The 14,869-nt window shown below is 31.0% G+C and carries 15 protein-coding genes; 6 read left to right on the forward strand and 9 right to left on the reverse strand.

The features are described 5' to 3' along the window. Positions 1 to 107 precede the first annotated feature (107 nt). Positions 108 to 767, reverse strand: coding sequence for a FusB/FusC family EF-G-binding protein (locus B3040_RS19255; RefSeq protein ID WP_291576847.1), 660 nt, complete (start codon positions 765 to 767; stop codon positions 108 to 110). A gap of 1,004 nt (positions 768 to 1,771) precedes the next feature. Between B3040_RS19255 and B3040_RS19260 the strand changes: the two genes are divergently transcribed. After that, positions 1,772 to 2,068 (forward strand): CD3324 family protein, encoded by a 297-nt coding sequence (locus B3040_RS19260; protein ID WP_291576849.1) that lies wholly within the window; start codon positions 1,772 to 1,774, stop codon positions 2,066 to 2,068. 280 nt (positions 2,069 to 2,348) lie between these two features. After that, positions 2,349 to 3,191, forward strand: a complete 843-nt coding sequence (locus tag B3040_RS19265) for a GNAT family N-acetyltransferase (RefSeq protein WP_291576851.1) — start codon at positions 2,349 to 2,351, stop codon at positions 3,189 to 3,191. A gap of 248 nt (positions 3,192 to 3,439) precedes the next feature. Here the strand turns inward: B3040_RS19265 and B3040_RS19270 are convergent, their stop codons facing one another. The 5 genes from B3040_RS19270 to B3040_RS19290 all read right to left on the reverse strand — a co-directional run bounded on the left by B3040_RS19270 (position 3,440) and on the right by B3040_RS19290 (position 8,583). Then, on the reverse strand, positions 3,440 to 5,464 hold the full coding sequence (locus tag B3040_RS19270) for an ABC transporter permease (protein ID WP_291576852.1): 2,025 nt from the start codon (positions 5,462 to 5,464) through the stop codon (positions 3,440 to 3,442). Next, positions 5,454 to 6,221 carry an ABC transporter ATP-binding protein gene (locus tag B3040_RS19275; RefSeq protein ID WP_291576854.1) on the reverse strand — a complete coding sequence of 256 codons (768 nt, stop codon included), beginning with the start codon at positions 6,219 to 6,221 and terminating at the stop codon, positions 5,454 to 5,456. Before B3040_RS19275 ends, B3040_RS19270 begins: the two co-directional genes overlap by 11 nt. 64 nt (positions 6,222 to 6,285) lie before the next feature. Further along, positions 6,286 to 6,702, reverse strand: a complete 417-nt coding sequence (locus B3040_RS19280; RefSeq protein ID WP_291576857.1) for a hypothetical protein — start codon at positions 6,700 to 6,702, stop codon at positions 6,286 to 6,288. Positions 6,703 to 6,904: 202 nt separating this feature from the next. Then, positions 6,905 to 7,918: a sensor histidine kinase gene (locus B3040_RS19285; RefSeq protein ID WP_291576859.1), complete on the reverse strand. Its 1,014-nt coding sequence runs from the start codon at positions 7,916 to 7,918 to the stop codon at positions 6,905 to 6,907. Next, positions 7,915 to 8,583 carry a response regulator transcription factor gene (locus B3040_RS19290; protein ID WP_291576860.1) on the reverse strand — a complete coding sequence of 223 codons (669 nt, stop codon included), beginning with the start codon at positions 8,581 to 8,583 and terminating at the stop codon, positions 7,915 to 7,917. Before B3040_RS19290 ends, B3040_RS19285 begins: the two co-directional genes overlap by 4 nt. A gap of 587 nt (positions 8,584 to 9,170) precedes the next feature. On the opposite strand from B3040_RS19290, the gene B3040_RS19295 reads away from it, so the two are divergent. The 4 genes from B3040_RS19295 (at position 9,171) to B3040_RS19310 (ending at position 12,153) form a co-directional block, all read left to right on the forward strand. Then, complete coding sequence (locus B3040_RS19295) at positions 9,171 to 9,806, forward strand: TetR/AcrR family transcriptional regulator (RefSeq protein WP_291576862.1); 636 nt, start codon at positions 9,171 to 9,173, stop codon at positions 9,804 to 9,806. A 4-nt stretch (positions 9,807 to 9,810) separates the two neighbouring features. Next, positions 9,811 to 10,614, forward strand: a complete 804-nt coding sequence (locus B3040_RS19300; protein WP_291576864.1) for an alpha/beta fold hydrolase — start codon at positions 9,811 to 9,813, stop codon at positions 10,612 to 10,614. Positions 10,615 to 10,897: 283 nt separating this feature from the next. Next, complete coding sequence (locus tag B3040_RS19305; RefSeq protein ID WP_291576866.1) at positions 10,898 to 11,425, forward strand: GNAT family N-acetyltransferase; 528 nt, start codon at positions 10,898 to 10,900, stop codon at positions 11,423 to 11,425. A gap of 35 nt (positions 11,426 to 11,460) precedes the next feature. After that, positions 11,461 to 12,153: a nucleotidyltransferase domain-containing protein gene (locus B3040_RS19310; protein ID WP_291576868.1), complete on the forward strand. Its 693-nt coding sequence runs from the start codon at positions 11,461 to 11,463 to the stop codon at positions 12,151 to 12,153. A gap of 95 nt (positions 12,154 to 12,248) precedes the next feature. Here the strand turns inward: B3040_RS19310 and B3040_RS19315 are convergent, their stop codons facing one another. Genes B3040_RS19315 through B3040_RS19325 form a run of 3 tightly spaced genes read right to left on the reverse strand, consistent with a single transcriptional unit; the run spans position 12,249 to position 14,860 of the window. Continuing rightward, positions 12,249 to 12,947 carry a TVP38/TMEM64 family protein gene (locus B3040_RS19315; RefSeq protein WP_414632553.1) on the reverse strand — a complete coding sequence of 233 codons (699 nt, stop codon included), beginning with the start codon at positions 12,945 to 12,947 and terminating at the stop codon, positions 12,249 to 12,251. Between the two features lie 35 nt (positions 12,948 to 12,982). Beyond that, positions 12,983 to 14,038, reverse strand: coding sequence for an ABC transporter ATP-binding protein (locus B3040_RS19320; protein WP_291576870.1), 1,056 nt, complete (start codon positions 14,036 to 14,038; stop codon positions 12,983 to 12,985). 12 nt (positions 14,039 to 14,050) lie between these two features. Further along, positions 14,051 to 14,860: an ABC transporter permease gene (locus B3040_RS19325; RefSeq protein WP_291576872.1), complete on the reverse strand. Its 810-nt coding sequence runs from the start codon at positions 14,858 to 14,860 to the stop codon at positions 14,051 to 14,053. Positions 14,861 to 14,869: the final 9 nt, after the last annotated feature.

Here is a 14,869-nt window from a genome sequence, read left to right on the forward strand (position 1 = left end):
TTATAAATAGTACCAAAGCCATAGATAAATGGAGATAACTTCTCATTTATCTATGGCTTAATTACGGTGTTCTAAGATAAAAATTCACTTTATCTATCTTAAAGTTATCATTTTATATTGTTAACATCTTTTAAAAGCTTCTCAAGGTTCTCGATAGATACAAGCTCCTCATTACATTTCTTGCTATTTAAGCAAATATCAAAGCCTATGGAACGGTAAGCCCCTTCAGAGGTATTAGCTGTTTTACATATAGGGGAAACAAAACCTACTTCACTTGCATCACCTTCATGATTACAAAGGATACATCTATGAGCATTATTAGAGGTTTGATTTGAAATTCTACATGCCATACCTACAAGCTTACCATCCATATTGTAAGCTATAAATAATTTTCTAATGGATTCATCAATCCAACCTAAATATACATTTTTTAAGTTTTGCTCCTCTTGGGTTGGTAGCTTAAATTTCTTTTCCTTCTTAAATAGTCTGCCAATTTGGGCATTTGTAATAACTGGCATCCCATATACATATTCATTTAACTCATCTAAATACTTATCAATGTGATAGGGGTTAGTTATTCTACTAATATTAAGGAACTCTTTTTCTTCCACTGATAAATCACTAAAAACACTTAGTATTTTATCTTGTATATATCCTTTAGTAGCTTCAATAATATTAATATCTACACAACCTATAAAAGCATTACTTAAGTCGATTAAACATTTTTTTATATAATTATACTCATGTTTTTTTATAAAAGCTTCCATAGAAGCCAACACCTCTTTTCTTAAAAATTTCCAAACAAAACCTTAGCCTTGTCCAAAGCAACTTGTTATTTGAGTCAATAGTACCTGCTTAGTGCAGCCTGTTTTCATTTACTTTAGTTAAAATCAGTCATATATTATAAAGTCCATCTATGAAAATATTCATACTTGAACATGAGGAAACTTAAATAATTACTAGACTATTAAACAAGAAGGTTATTGTTGGGCCATAACTTATTTATTTAATTTTTTTAAACTCATAAGAATTTATGAATGAGAAATTTCAAGGACTAACCACAATAAAATCATATCAGAGTTAAGTGAAGTCCTTCAATCTAATTAATGGTTCTGTAATGTTTAAGAGCAAAATATTTATGGAACTTATCTTATAGAGGTTTAAAGGAACAGAGAATATATAAGGGGATAAGGTCTTTAGGGACTGGGTTTTATTAGAAATAAAGTATGTTAAAAGGCGACACAGGTGAATATGTAGCAATTTTGTAAGAGGATCCTTAGTAATAGACTTTAGTATGATATTCACTACTTTGTTGAAATTAAATATGCTTCCAAAGTCTTTTGAGAAAAGGAGATTTTTGATTATAAAATTGATATTGCGGGAAAAACCTTGTATAATGTAATTATTATATTAAAACATAATTGGGAATAAGTATTTTTGAAAGGTATAAATAACTATGATTTATAAAAATGAATCTGGATTAAGATATACTCCTTGCGAAGGCCATAAGAACTAAATCGGCTATGCTTTGCTTGGAGGGGACTTTATTAAAATAGCTGATGTTGAATTTTATGGTACAGTAAGTTCTTTTTTCATGTATATTAAAGGGCTTTATTTAGTGTGCAAATTTTCAGCATCATGTTATTTGAACAAGGCTTTTCATATATTTGTTTCTTCGTATATTAAGGGAAACTGTTGCAAACATAGCTTTGTAACAGTTTTTTTGGTCTTTGCTTCAAGAAAAAAATAAGTTTTTCGAAGGAGTAAAGATATGAAATATATTAATGCACATAAAATTCTACCTAAAGATATAATTAAAGTAATTCAAGAATACGTGGATGGAGAATATTTATATATACCTAGAAGAGAAGAAGAACAAAAGCGATGGGGCGAAGAAAGTGGCTCAAGAGAAGCGTTGAAAAGAAGAAACATAGAAATATATGATAAATATCTAAAGGGCGCTAAGATTATAGAACTTAGCGAGGAATATTACCTTTCAGATAAAAGCATAAGAAGAATTATCAGTGACCAAAAGAAAATTATATTGAAAATAAGTGGTGACCCATAGAAATATGCCTAATGGTATTAATAAGCTGCTTTATATAAGTGCTTGAAAATATTTCGTAAGGAGTAAAAACAAGCATATACATTTAAACTTAGATTTAAGTGAACCTAATTAAAAATATTAGAATTGATGCAGCTATTTATGTGAATTTATTAGGCTATAAATTGAAAAATAAGTTAAAGATACTCTTTATATATTGTAAAGGGTATTTTTTATTGTTAAAATTAATTATATGAATATATTTACAGAAGTTCCTGTATATTCAATAAAGGGGATAGTTGTTATGAGGGAATTGAAAAAGGATGAATTTAATAACATTGTGCAGTTATTAAATGTAGAAAAAGTACACTATACATTTGCATATTCAGTGGCCGAAGGAAAACAACCTGGCCGAATTTTTGTAGATAATCCAGTGGAGCCAAAGTGTTGTTTATTAACTTGTAAAAGTGGAAAATATTTAGTTGCAGGATGTACAAGCAATATTGGTTTCAATGAATTTTTGAAGGTTTTTTTACTTCATAAAGAAAACCATGGTAATTATTTTGACATCTACAGTTCCTCAAAGGAATGGGTTGTTAAATTAGATGAGATCCTTGGAGATAATGCAGCAAAATTGAGTAGACAAGTATTTAGCTGGGATCATGAAAGCTTATCTGTAATTTCAAAATGGAGTGAAAGCCTACCATCAGGATTTGAACTAAGAAAAATGGATGGGGTTTTGTTCCAAAAATATGCAAAGGAAATAGATTCATCATACATGGACTTGTGGGAAACTGAGGATAACTTCCTCTCCAATGGGGTTGGCTTTTGTATGTTAAAAGATGGTGACTTTGTTAGTGTATGTAACTCATATTATGTAAGACAAGGCTATGCAGAAATTGATATAGTAACAAAGAGTGAATATAGACAACAAGGCTTTGCGCTAGCTACCTGCGCTGAATTTATAAAGTATTGTGTAAGCAACAATATTGATCCTGTATGGGATTGTGATAATGGAAATGAAAACTCTAAAAACTTAGCAAAGAAACTAGGCTTTAAGAGAGTAGAAACCTATGAAATGCATTGGTGGCATAAAAATAAAACTTTTGTTGAAGAATATTTAAAAAAATATCAATATACAGTATAAAGCAACTGTACAGCTAGGTAATTAATTTAAAAGTTTAGCCCTAACCATGGATATATCTTGGTTAGGGCTTTTAGAATTACATAATTCTATTTAGCTATAGGATTCCATCATGGAGTTTTAATTTGTTCAGTATTATGAAAAAAAGGCTGTGCACTAATTATTTAGTGCCACAGCCTCAATAAATTCTTAGGGAACCCGGGGAGGACTCAGGTACAAATTAAATATTAACACGGCTTCACTAAGATGCATTAAATTTTGTTTTTAACTGTATTTTTAAAGCCAACATAAGTTGCATAAAAGTATCCACCGTATATTACAATAAGACCTAAACCTATCATAAGAGAAGAACTTCCAAGGAGGCTCTTGTTATAGGCTCCAAACAGTTTATTAGTTACACTTATGCCAACTATTGAATGTATAATGGCTAAAGTTAAAGGTACCATAAAATAAATCAAGTTCTGAACTAATATTGACTTATTTATCATTTTTTCAGTAACACCTATTTTTCTAAGAGAGTTATATCTATCTAGACTATCACTTGCCTCAGATAATTGCTGTAATGCCAGCACAGCAGCACTGGATATCAAAAATACTATTCCTAAATATATACCTAGAAATACAACCATTGCTGAGGAACCATACACCATGGAATGTAGTTGTTCTAGTGTATTTCCGAATAACAGTATAGATTGCCCATTATAGGTTCCAGTATCTAAAACATCAGTAAACAGCTTTGAAAACTTCTCTTCCGATTTTTCAAAGTTACTGTTATCAAACATTACATTAAATTTAGAGCCTTCTGCCTTCAAATCTCCCTGAAAGTTATCTGGGATTATGAAATAAAGGAATTGCAAATTAGCTCTATTGCTAACTATATTCTCTTTTATTGGAGTGGTATTTTTTATTGTGTAAGTTTTATTCTCTAACACTACAGATTTTTCATTCTTTATAAATTTACTAAATATTTTATTGTTATCCTCATAGTTGGATACAACTAAAATTTCATTTTCTTTTAAGTCTATAGGAGACTTATCTAAAAGCTGAGTTATTGAGTTATACTCAGAGAGTTTTATAGCAGATATAGGGTGATCGGAATAGGAATCCTTAAGTTCCTTAATTTCTTTTTCAGTTAAATACTTACTTAGTAATTCACTTAGATAAATAGGAAGTTTGTATTCAGTAAAAAAGGAATACTTTTCAGTAGCATCAAGCTGAAAATTTATTTCATCAAGAGCCTTTTTAACATCCTTTGTTTTTTCATCATCTTTACTAGGATAAAGAGCACCAGAGGCGTGAAAAGAAGTATTTCCCTTTAAGGATTTGTCAAAGATGCCCTTATAGCCAAACATAGTAAATAAAAGTGTGATAGTTAAAAACAGCATAAGACATATGGTGGTCATGGATAAAAAGTTAGTAGTTATTTTATTATTAATTTGTCTTAATACAAAGATATTTAAATTTTTAAGATATAGTTTTTTATTCTTTTGTATAACTTGGATTAAAAAGTTAGAGAGACTAAAAAAGCATAATAGAGTTCCCACAACCCCTAAAACAATTGAAATAATAAAAAGAGGATCCTCAGGCTCTAATCCAACCTTTAACACAAAAGTGTAAGCAGCTATAAGGGATGCCAGTGAGAAAAGGAATATAACTACTGAAACAACAGGGTTTGTAACCTTTATTACTTCATTTTTCTTTGCTGCATTTAGCATATCTATAAGCTTATATTTAGAAATAATAACTTGATTAAATATCATTACTAGAATAAATATTATCCCAAAGTATAGTGCAGATTTAACTATTGCACTCATTGATATAATAAATTTATAGTTAGTCATATTTACTGCTAAAAGCTTAGCTGTAACAACAGATAAACCTTGGGACACAATAATGCCAAGTAGAATTCCAACAACTAGAGATAATAAGCCAATAAGAAAAGTCTCAAAAATTAAAATTCTAGAAATTTTACCCTTTGACATACCTAAAGTCATGTAGATACCTAATTCTTTTTTACGTTTTTTTATAAGAAAATTGTTGGCGTAAACTATAAGTCCTCCTAGAATAAAGGATACAAATACGGAGGCTCCAGCCATAAGTTTGTTTATTGTTATCATATACTCTGCAGTGCTCTTACTTATATCCAGCAGAGATTTTTGTGCTTCAATAGAATTAAAGCTATAAAATATACATACTGCAAAGGTTAGAGTAAGAAAATATATAGAATAATCCTTGAAGCTTCTTTTTACATTGTTCATTGCTATTTTAGAAAACATCGCTAGCATCTCCTCCAAGTAAAGTCACAACTTCAATTATTTTATTAAAGAATTCCTTTCTAGTATCATTCCCGCGAAGTAGTTCATTAAAAATCTTACCATCCTTAATAAATAAAATTCTATGAGCATAGCTTGCGGTAAAGGCATCGTGAGTAACCATCAGTATGGTAGCTTGAAAATCCTTGTTTAGCTTTTCAAAGGAGTCCAAAAGAAGTCTTGAGGACTTAGAGTCTAAAGCTCCAGTAGGCTCATCAGCCAGTATCAGTGAAGGCTCAGTAACTAGAGCTCTAGCAGAAGCCACTCTTTGTTTCTGACCCCCTGACATTTGAAAAGGGTATTTAGTTAAAACATCTAAAATTTCTAGCTTTTCTGCTACTTTTTTAATAAGTTTATCTATTTCACTAGGTGTTCTCTTTTGTATTGTGAGGGCTAAAGCTATATTTTCATAGGCAGTAAGAGTATCAAGAAGATTAAAATCCTGAAAGATGAAGCCTAACTCATCACGTCTGAATTCCTCTAAAGCCTTAGATTTAAGTGTGGTAATATCCTTGTTATTTATGATGATATTACCTGTTGTAACAGTATCTATAGTTGAAATGCAGTTTAATAGAGTGGTCTTACCACTACCCGAAGGTCCCATTATTCCCACAAATTCTCCCTTATCCACATTAAAGCTTATATTATCTATGGCTTTTGTTATGTTGCCTTTATTACCATAGTATTTTTCAATTTTTTCAACCCTTAAAATATTCTCCATTACTTTTCCTCCATAATTCTTCTCCCCTAAAGGGGGTTATTCATCTGAGTAACTTGTTGATACTTTAATTTTTCACCTGAAATTTCACCATCTTTTCGATGATATCATTGCCAGCATTATAGATTGTAACTCCATACTCACCTTCTTCAAGCCCTTCAGGAACTGATAGCTTAGCATTAAAATATCCACCTTTAGTTATTTCTATATTTTCTTCTGTTTTAAATCTATTCTGTGTTAATACTTCACCTTTGTACCATACCACCGTTGCCTTTTTAATAGCCAGCTTTTTACCCTTTGCAGAAAGATAAACCGTATCCTTAGAGGTAAAAGTATTAGTAGGTGCGGTAGGCTTTCCTTTGTCATCTACACTTTTAGTCGTTGTAATTTCTACAATTTTAGGGCCATTAAAATACTTATAAGCTGCGCCCCCTCCACCTATTATTAAAACTATAATCAATACAGGTATTAACAATTTTTTCATAAAAAGTTCCTCCAAACTTTAATTTTTATTTTCTCTACGGTTATTATTTTACTAGGACTTCACTTGGATACATATTAGTTTATATTTCATTAAAGTTACATTTTTGAAAGATTTGAAAGATAGGGTGAGTTTCGTAAAAGAAAAAATAATGGATTTATAGCTATCATAATTCACAATAGCTATGAATCCATTATTAACACAATTAATTCATTAAATTAACTTTCCCTAGGGGGAAGATAATACTAACCTTTGTACCTTCTCCAAGCTTTGAAGTTAAGCTAAGACCGAGACCCAGTTGATCACAAAGCTTTTTGCATAGATAAAGCCCTATGCCAGTAGACTTACCAAGCTTTCTTCCATTATCTCCAGTAAAGCCCTTTTCAAAAACTCTATTAACATCCTTGTTTATTATACCTATACCATTGTCCTCTATAGTAAGGACTATATTGTTTTCATTTTGAACAGTATAAACTCGGACCTTACCTTCTTTTTCCCTACTATATTTAATAGAATTTCCTATGATTTGATTTAAGATGAACTCAAGCCATTTTCCATCACTGAATACAATGCCTTCCACAGCTCCTATGTCCACTGAAATTCTTTTATTTATAAAATCCCTAGAATTCTTCTTAATAGTATTTCTTACTACAGTAGCTAAGGACAGCTCTCTAATAATATAATCCTTGCTTACATTATTACTTCTTGAGTAATAAAGCACTTGTTCAATATAATCCTCAATTTTCCTAACTTCATAGTTAATACTCTTAGTAACCTTATCCTCATTGTTTTCTATTATTAGCCTTGTGGAGGAAATTGGAGTCTTTATTTCATGAACCCAGGTTTCTATATACTCCCTATATTCACTTTGCATATCTCTATATTTTTTAACATGTTCATGCATACTTTTGTTAGCTTCCTTCAACACATCATACACAGCTTTGCCTTCAATAAAATCTGGTTCTTCTATAATTTCAGATAGGAGATACTTTTTATCTAGGGAATCCATAATGCTAGTTATCTCATTATAGAATCTTTTCGACTTAACATATTCTGCAATAATAAAAGAAAAAAGGGGGAGAAACCATATAGAAAAAACAAGAAGAATTATATTAGCACTAAAGTTAACAAGGACCATTATGGCACTTATGATAATGAATAATATAAAGTTAATTAAAAGAAATAAAAACCTGTCTTTTAAATAATCTTTTAAACTCATGGCAGTATATACCCAAGTCCACGCCTAGTTTCTACGGTTTCCTTCATTCCAACTTCCTCTAGTTTCTTTCTTAATCTTGTCACATTAACAGATAAGTTATTATCATCCACAAAAATATCTGAGTTCCACATAAAATCCATTAGTTCATCTCTGGACACGATTTTACCTTTATTTTTAATCAAACAGGAAAGTATTTTGAGTTCATTTTTGGTTAATTCCACAGTACTTTCCTTGTAAGTAATTGAACTATTTGATAAATTAAGTTTTAAATCATAATAATACATGGTGTCTTGAGGAGCGGAGCCTTGAGCTCTTCTTAAAATAGAAGCAATTCTTGCTAAAAGAATTTGAGTGTTATAAGGTTTTGTAATAAAATCATCAGCACCTAAATTCATACTCATAAGTTCATCCATCTCACTGTCTCTGCTGGTTACCACAATAATAGGCATATCTGAAGTTTTTCTTATCTCTCTACATATATGATAGCCATCAAATATAGGAAGATTTATATCTAAAAGCAATAAATCTGGAGCTTCTTTTAGTATGTAATCCACAATGTTTTCAAAACTTGATGGAGCAAGAACCTCATAGCCGTATCTTGTTAAAAAGACTTTTAGTTCTTCCCTTATGGTTTCAGTATCTTCTATAATAATTATCTTTGACATAGATTCACTTCCTTTGTAAAAATCTATCAGCTTAAGGATATTATAGTTTATTATAAGTATTACTGCAAAAAATAAATCTAGGTATATAGAATTTACTTCAATTCAAATTATAAATTCCAAGAAGTGCTTCCTCTAAAACATAGCCACTATTAAAAAAGGATTCTTTTAAGCTCAATGTGCTGTAACTATATAAGTATTCCTAAGATAAGTGAATTCCTATGCTGAAAACATGCATGAGGCTTTGAACTTGTTTATATATTAATACACCATAGGAAAAGTTAAAGTAATTTATACAACTATTTTAAGCAGAATAATATAAGGTAATAAAACATAGGGGTATTTATGGTTAGGTATAAAAGAGTGAGATACTTAGTGGCTTTTAAGGTTTTCAGAATTTAAGATCTGCTTCCTGTAAACTTTCATTAGGGAAGAAGTAATTTGGATAAATATTTTAAAAGATTTAAATATAATAATGATTAGTTTAGAAGTGATAGTTAAGAAGCTGGCAGTGTCTTCTAAAAAACGGTCAGTGGATTTATAATAAAAATATAAGCTGCTGACTGTTTTGGTCAATGAAGGAGGATATAATGAATCAATCTTATTTTCAGTTGCCAATAGACAAACAAAAGAATTTAATTAATGCTGGATACAAAGTATTTGCGGTATCCCCCTATAATAAAGCTTCTATGCTTTCAATTTCTATGGAAGCTGGAATATCTAAGTCCTTGCTGTTTTATTACTTTAGAAATAAGGAGGAATATTATTTATTCTTATTCGATACTGCCATAGAATTTATAAATGAATACAAGGTACAACTAATCGGAGAAAAAGCATATGACTTTTTTGATTTAATTAATATAAAAATCCAAGGAAGAATGAAAATCATAGCTGAGTATCCATATTTATATAAATTTATCACGAGAGCCTACTATGAAACTAATGAAGGTGTAAAAAGTAAATTACATGAAAAGAAAAGAATAATAATGAGTACAGAAGAGGAGGAGTTTTTGAAGGTTGTTGATTATAATAAATTTAAAAATCCTGGAGATATAGCAATTTTGCTTAAATTAGTACTTTCTGTGGCTGAAGGTGTCATGAGAGGCAGAGAAGATTTAAATACTGAAAAAATTCTTCAGGGGGTTAGAGAGTTTGAAGTTATGATGGAATCCTTGAAGAAGCATTATTATAAAGAAGATTATTTAAATTTATCGGAAGGGAGATAATCAAATGGACAAGAGTATGGAGCATTTAACATTTCATAATTTGAATTGTGAAATTCATTATTGGTATAGAAAAGGAACAGAAGATAAATGGGTTATATTTTTTCATGGTGCTGGTGTTGATCATGAAATGTTTGAAGAGCAATATAAGATTTTTGATGACACCTATAATATAATTGCATGGGATAATCGTGGACACGGTTTATCTAAATTAAATCCAGAAGCAAAGTTTTCCTTTAAAGATATGATTAGCGATTGTAAAAAAATATATGAAATTTATAATATAAACAAAGCAATTCTTATTGGACAATCTATTGGAGGAAATTTAGCCCAGGAGATAGACTATATTTATCCCGAACTTGTAGAGAAATTAATACTAATTGATTGTACAAAAAATACTGGAAAACTAACATTTATGGAGAAATGTTTATTAAAAAGTAGTAGGTTTATATTTAACTGTTACCCTTGGAAGGTTCTAATAAAGCAAAGTGCTAATGCCTGTGCCAATAAAGAGGAGGTAAGGGAATATGTTAAACAATGCTTTAATAGAATGGATAAAAAAACCTTCATTGATGTTATAATGGAGGCAACAACTTGTCTTCATTATGACCCAGAATATAAGTTCAAAAATCCTGTACTGTTGCTCTGTGGGGTAGATGAAAAAACAGGCAATATAAAAAAGGTTGCTGAGCCTTGGGAAAAAAGTGATAGCAACTGCACTCTACATTTTATTAGTAATGCAGGTCATAACTCAAATCAAGATAATCCAGACAGGGTTAATGAACTTATTAGTAATTTTTTAAGAAGTTAATTATTTTTCTATTAGCTAGTTTTGATTTAATGCCATGATATTAGTAGTTCAACGTTAGCATAGTCACTGAGAAATACACTTCAGGCTATGATTATGTAGCCCTAACTATTGATATATTGGTTAGGGCATTTTTATAAGTGAAAACACCAAACGATAAGTGATAAGAGAATAGAATCATTGTATATAGTATTTAACAAAAGTGTTATATTATATATAAAACAATTAATTTACATCCATGTTTTAACGTTAGCATAGGGAATTATTTATGGGGGAGATTTTAATTATGAAAGAGTTATATACAGAGCGTTTAATAATACGCAGATTTTCTAAAAATCATGGGGAAGATTTATATGAATATTTTTCTAATCCAAAGGTACTAGAATTTGAGCCATATAAACCTTTTACGAAAGAGGAAGCTTATGAAGAAGCTAAAAGACGCGAAAGTGACGAGAGATTTTTTGCTGTATGCTTAAAAGATGGGAAGCTTATAGGAAATCTATACTTTTCAGAAGGAGACTTTGGAGCTTGGGAAATTGGTTATGTTTTTAATGATAAATACTGGGGAAAAGGCTATGCTACAGAAAGCGTCCTTGAACTAATGAAATATGCATTTACCACTCTAGGGGTAAGAAGAATAATTGCACATTGTGATCCTAAGAACCCTAATTCGTGGAAGTTACTTGAAAGGGTGGGTATGAGAAGAGAGGCAATGCAGCTCCAAAATGTTTATTTCTTTGAAGATGAAGAAGGTAATCCTATATGGAAGGATACTTACCAATATGCAATTCTTCAGTCTGAATTTATAAAGTGATAAATTAAAAGTTGGCAATAGAATGGGAGAATAATATGCTTAATTTGCAAATAAATTATCCATCATTTAACTATAAAAACTATATTGAATCTGTCTATGAATTTTGTAAAAATAATAAATTCTCACTGATTTTAAAAGGGTCTTTAGCAAAAGGTACAGCAACAAAATTTTCAGACATTGACTTAATAATTTTAGGTAACCTGGATAGTTCTAAAGTTGATGAGATTATTTCACTCTATGGTAATCCTGTAATGACAAACTTTACTGAAAATCCTAAAGGTATATTAATTTTAGTTTATCAGGATAGCACTTCGGTAGATTTGGAAATAAGAGAAACAATTTTTCAGAAAGACTTGGAAAACAGTATAGTTCTTTTAAGATATGATGAAAACTTCATTATAGACAATAAAAATATCATAAGAAAACAGATAGAATCTAACTATATGCCAAATAGACCAGAATGGTATAAGGTGCTAAGATTACTTCATAGAGGAACTATAAAATATCTATCAAATAAAACTCGCAGTGCCTATGAACTTTTAGATGAAATTAAAGAGGCGCTTATTTCATTAGGAATTAGGAATTTAAGTTATAGCAATAACTTTGAAGAGGATATAAAATTAATATTTCATAGGTTTTGCAGGGAATTCCAAGTGGATTCACAAATAAAAGGCTTGTTTCACAATCTTTTTAAAGAGTTCTCTCTTAGGGTTATTGATAATGAATAAAATTAATTTCCCTCTTTAAAGTCTTTAGAGATATAACCAAAATTTTAGCCTTACTAAACTAATTTGAACTTAGCTTAGTAAGGCTTTATTTTTCTCTAGGCACTTTCCTTATTTTTATGCTTTTCATCAATATACTTTTTAACCGCAAAGGCAAAGGCAATTAAGGCGGCCACTCCACATACAACCCAAAGACCTAGTTTGGAAGCCTTGTCTATGTTTTCACCTAGAACAGAATATACAATGGTTGCTGGAAGTTGCCCCAGTCCTGTGGACCATAAGAAGTTCCAAAGGCTCATGGTTGTAAGTCCAGCAGCATAACTTACTGCATCAAAGGAAATAAAAGGCAGAAGCCTTGCAATTAAAATTGCATAAGGACCATATTTATCAAAAAATTTATCTGAAATATCAAGAGCCTTAGTGCCTACAAACTTTTCAGCAGTAGGTCTTCCGTAAAGTTTTGAGATATAGTAGCAGAGGATAGCACCAAGCATAGCACCACTCCAAGATAATATTGCACCAAAGAACCAGCCAAATAACCAAGCGTTGGCAAAGGTTATTATAAAGGCAGGAAGAGGGGCGGCGATGGATTGGAACATCATAAGTATAAGTGATACCACTGGGGCCCATGCTCCAAAGGATTTAATATATTCCTTCATAGTACCTATATCAAGCATAGAAAATAAAACTATCATCTGCTTTACAGTTGACCTTACCTGTGGAATAAATAAATATAGGCATATAATTAGAAGTAGAAAACCCAATTTAATTAAAGTAGATTTTTTTAGTTTCAATATAATCCCTCCAAATTTTAGTTGAAGTGTCTTAAAAGTTAACGTGCATAGAGCACTGCTTTGCTAAAATCTAAAACTAGATGTACTAAAGAATTAATGGGGTAAAAATTCGTGCCTGAAGTAAACCCTTTTAGTTCAATATTTTTAGACCTTATAGAATAATAAACTCTGTCACCGGCATAGCTTAAGCTAGAAATTATTCCTTCAATAGAATCGGAAAGCCTTTCTTTAGAAATATGTATATATTCCATATGAAGCATGGCTGTAACTTCACTTCTATGAGAAGCAGTATCTTTACCTAAAACTTCATAATTATGTCCAATATTAAAGCTTCCAAAACAGCAGATAAATACCTGATCTTCTATAGTTCCTTCTATATAATTTTTTTCACCAAGAAAATTAGCTGCTTCTAAAGTTTTAGGCCGCTCATAAATTCTTTGAGGAGTATCACACTGTTCAATACTTCCATGAAGTAGCAGTGCAATTTTATCAGAAAGCATAAAGGCTTCTTCCTTGTCATGAGTAACTAAAATAGTAGTGATACAAAGACTTTGGTGAAGGTTTCTTATAAGTTCACGCATTTCCTGTCTTAGAGTTATATCAAGGTTTGAGAAAGGTTCATCTAAAAGAAGTACCTTAGGATTTACAGCTAGAGCCCTTCCTATAGAAGCCCTCTGCTTTTGTCCTCCTGAGAGCTGATCAGAATATTTTTTTTCACAACCCTCTAGCTTAAGAAGCTGAATTATTTCTTGTACCTTTTCAGCCCTTACTTTTTTATTAACTCCAGCCATTTTCAATCCGAAACCGATATTTTCCTCAAGATTTAAATGAGGAAAAAGTAGAGGTTCTTGAAAAACAATAACCGTACCTCTCTTATCCATAGGAGTTTTCTTAATGGATTTGCCATAAATAAGTATATCACCAGCTTCAATAGTATGAATTCCAGCTATTACTTTTAAAAAGGTACTTTTGCCGGAACCAGAGGGACCAAGTAGAGAAAGAAATTCTCCTTCTTCAACAGAAAGATTAATGTTACGAAGTACCTTTTGTCCATTAAAGCTCTTAGAAATATTAATAAGTTCAATTTTTTTCATAGTTTAATCACCTTAAATATATAAATGTCCTTCTAGTTTGTAATAGTGTTTAACCATCTTTTCAAATATAAGAAGAAAAACAAAGGAAACAGATATAAAAACCATGCTCAGGGCTCCAGCCATAGTATGGTCTCCTTCTTGTATGAAAGGAAACATAACAACTGCTAAAGTTATAATTTTTCCGCCACCAATTATCAGGGTAAGAAGGTACTGGCTAAAGGATACCACAAATATAAGGCTGGAGGCAGAAAGGATTGCAGGAATCAAAATAGGTAGAGTAACATTTAAAAAAGTTTTTAGTTTTGAAGCGCCAAGGACTCTAGCCTGAATTTCATAGCTATTTCCAATTGCCTCATATACATTTTTAAGCATTCTCACTCCATAGGGCAAGCAAGGAAAAATGTGAATTATAATAACTCCCAGCAAGGTATCTGCTAAACCTAATCTTATAAAAAACACATGAATACCCGTCACAATAGTTATTGAAGGTACTATAAGAGGAGTCAAAATCAGGATTTCAATAAGTCGCTTTCCTTTAAACTTATAAACTCCAAGGGCCTTTGCAGCAGGGATGGAGAGTAAAACCGTAATAAAGGTTACTGAAAGAGAAAGTCCTATGCTTAAGAGGATTACTCTTAGCAGGTTTTGACCATTGCCTAATATATATTGGTAGGCCCTAAGATTGAAGCTTTGAGGTAAAATACTTGGCCAATTCCACTTGCCTGAAATACTCCATAAAAGGAGCACAGTTATTGGAAACAGGCTTAAAAAGGCAAAGCTTAAGGCAAAACAATTTGCAGCATGCTTAAATACTTTATTCATACAACCCTC

It is taken from the genome of Clostridium sp. UBA4548, assembly GCF_002387895.1.
GTDB lineage: Bacteria > Bacillota > Clostridia > Clostridiales > Clostridiaceae > Clostridium_J.

Excerpts from the sequence above, each read along its gene's own strand:
- B3040_RS19255 (WP_291576847.1), bottom strand. The coding sequence starts at position 767 with ATGGAAGCTTTTATAAAAAAACATGAGTATAATTATATAAAAAAATGT.
- B3040_RS19260 (WP_291576849.1), top strand. The coding sequence starts at position 1,772 with ATGAAATATATTAATGCACATAAAATTCTACCTAAAGATATAATTAAA.
- B3040_RS19265 (WP_291576851.1), top strand. The coding sequence starts at position 2,349 with ATGAGGGAATTGAAAAAGGATGAATTTAATAACATTGTGCAGTTATTA.
- B3040_RS19270 (WP_291576852.1), bottom strand. The coding sequence starts at position 5,464 with ATGTTTTCTAAAATAGCAATGAACAATGTAAAAAGAAGCTTCAAGGAT.
- B3040_RS19275 (WP_291576854.1), bottom strand. The coding sequence starts at position 6,221 with ATGGAGAATATTTTAAGGGTTGAAAAAATTGAAAAATACTATGGTAAT.
- B3040_RS19280 (WP_291576857.1), bottom strand. The coding sequence starts at position 6,702 with ATGAAAAAATTGTTAATACCTGTATTGATTATAGTTTTAATAATAGGT.
- B3040_RS19285 (WP_291576859.1), bottom strand. The coding sequence starts at position 7,918 with ATGAGTTTAAAAGATTATTTAAAAGACAGGTTTTTATTTCTTTTAATT.
- B3040_RS19290 (WP_291576860.1), bottom strand. The coding sequence starts at position 8,583 with ATGTCAAAGATAATTATTATAGAAGATACTGAAACCATAAGGGAAGAA.
- B3040_RS19295 (WP_291576862.1), top strand. The coding sequence starts at position 9,171 with ATGAATCAATCTTATTTTCAGTTGCCAATAGACAAACAAAAGAATTTA.
- B3040_RS19300 (WP_291576864.1), top strand. The coding sequence starts at position 9,811 with ATGGACAAGAGTATGGAGCATTTAACATTTCATAATTTGAATTGTGAA.
- B3040_RS19305 (WP_291576866.1), top strand. The coding sequence starts at position 10,898 with ATGAAAGAGTTATATACAGAGCGTTTAATAATACGCAGATTTTCTAAA.
- B3040_RS19310 (WP_291576868.1), top strand. The coding sequence starts at position 11,461 with ATGCTTAATTTGCAAATAAATTATCCATCATTTAACTATAAAAACTAT.
- B3040_RS19320 (WP_291576870.1), bottom strand. The coding sequence starts at position 14,038 with ATGAAAAAAATTGAACTTATTAATATTTCTAAGAGCTTTAATGGACAA.
- B3040_RS19325 (WP_291576872.1), bottom strand. The coding sequence starts at position 14,860 with ATGAATAAAGTATTTAAGCATGCTGCAAATTGTTTTGCCTTAAGCTTT.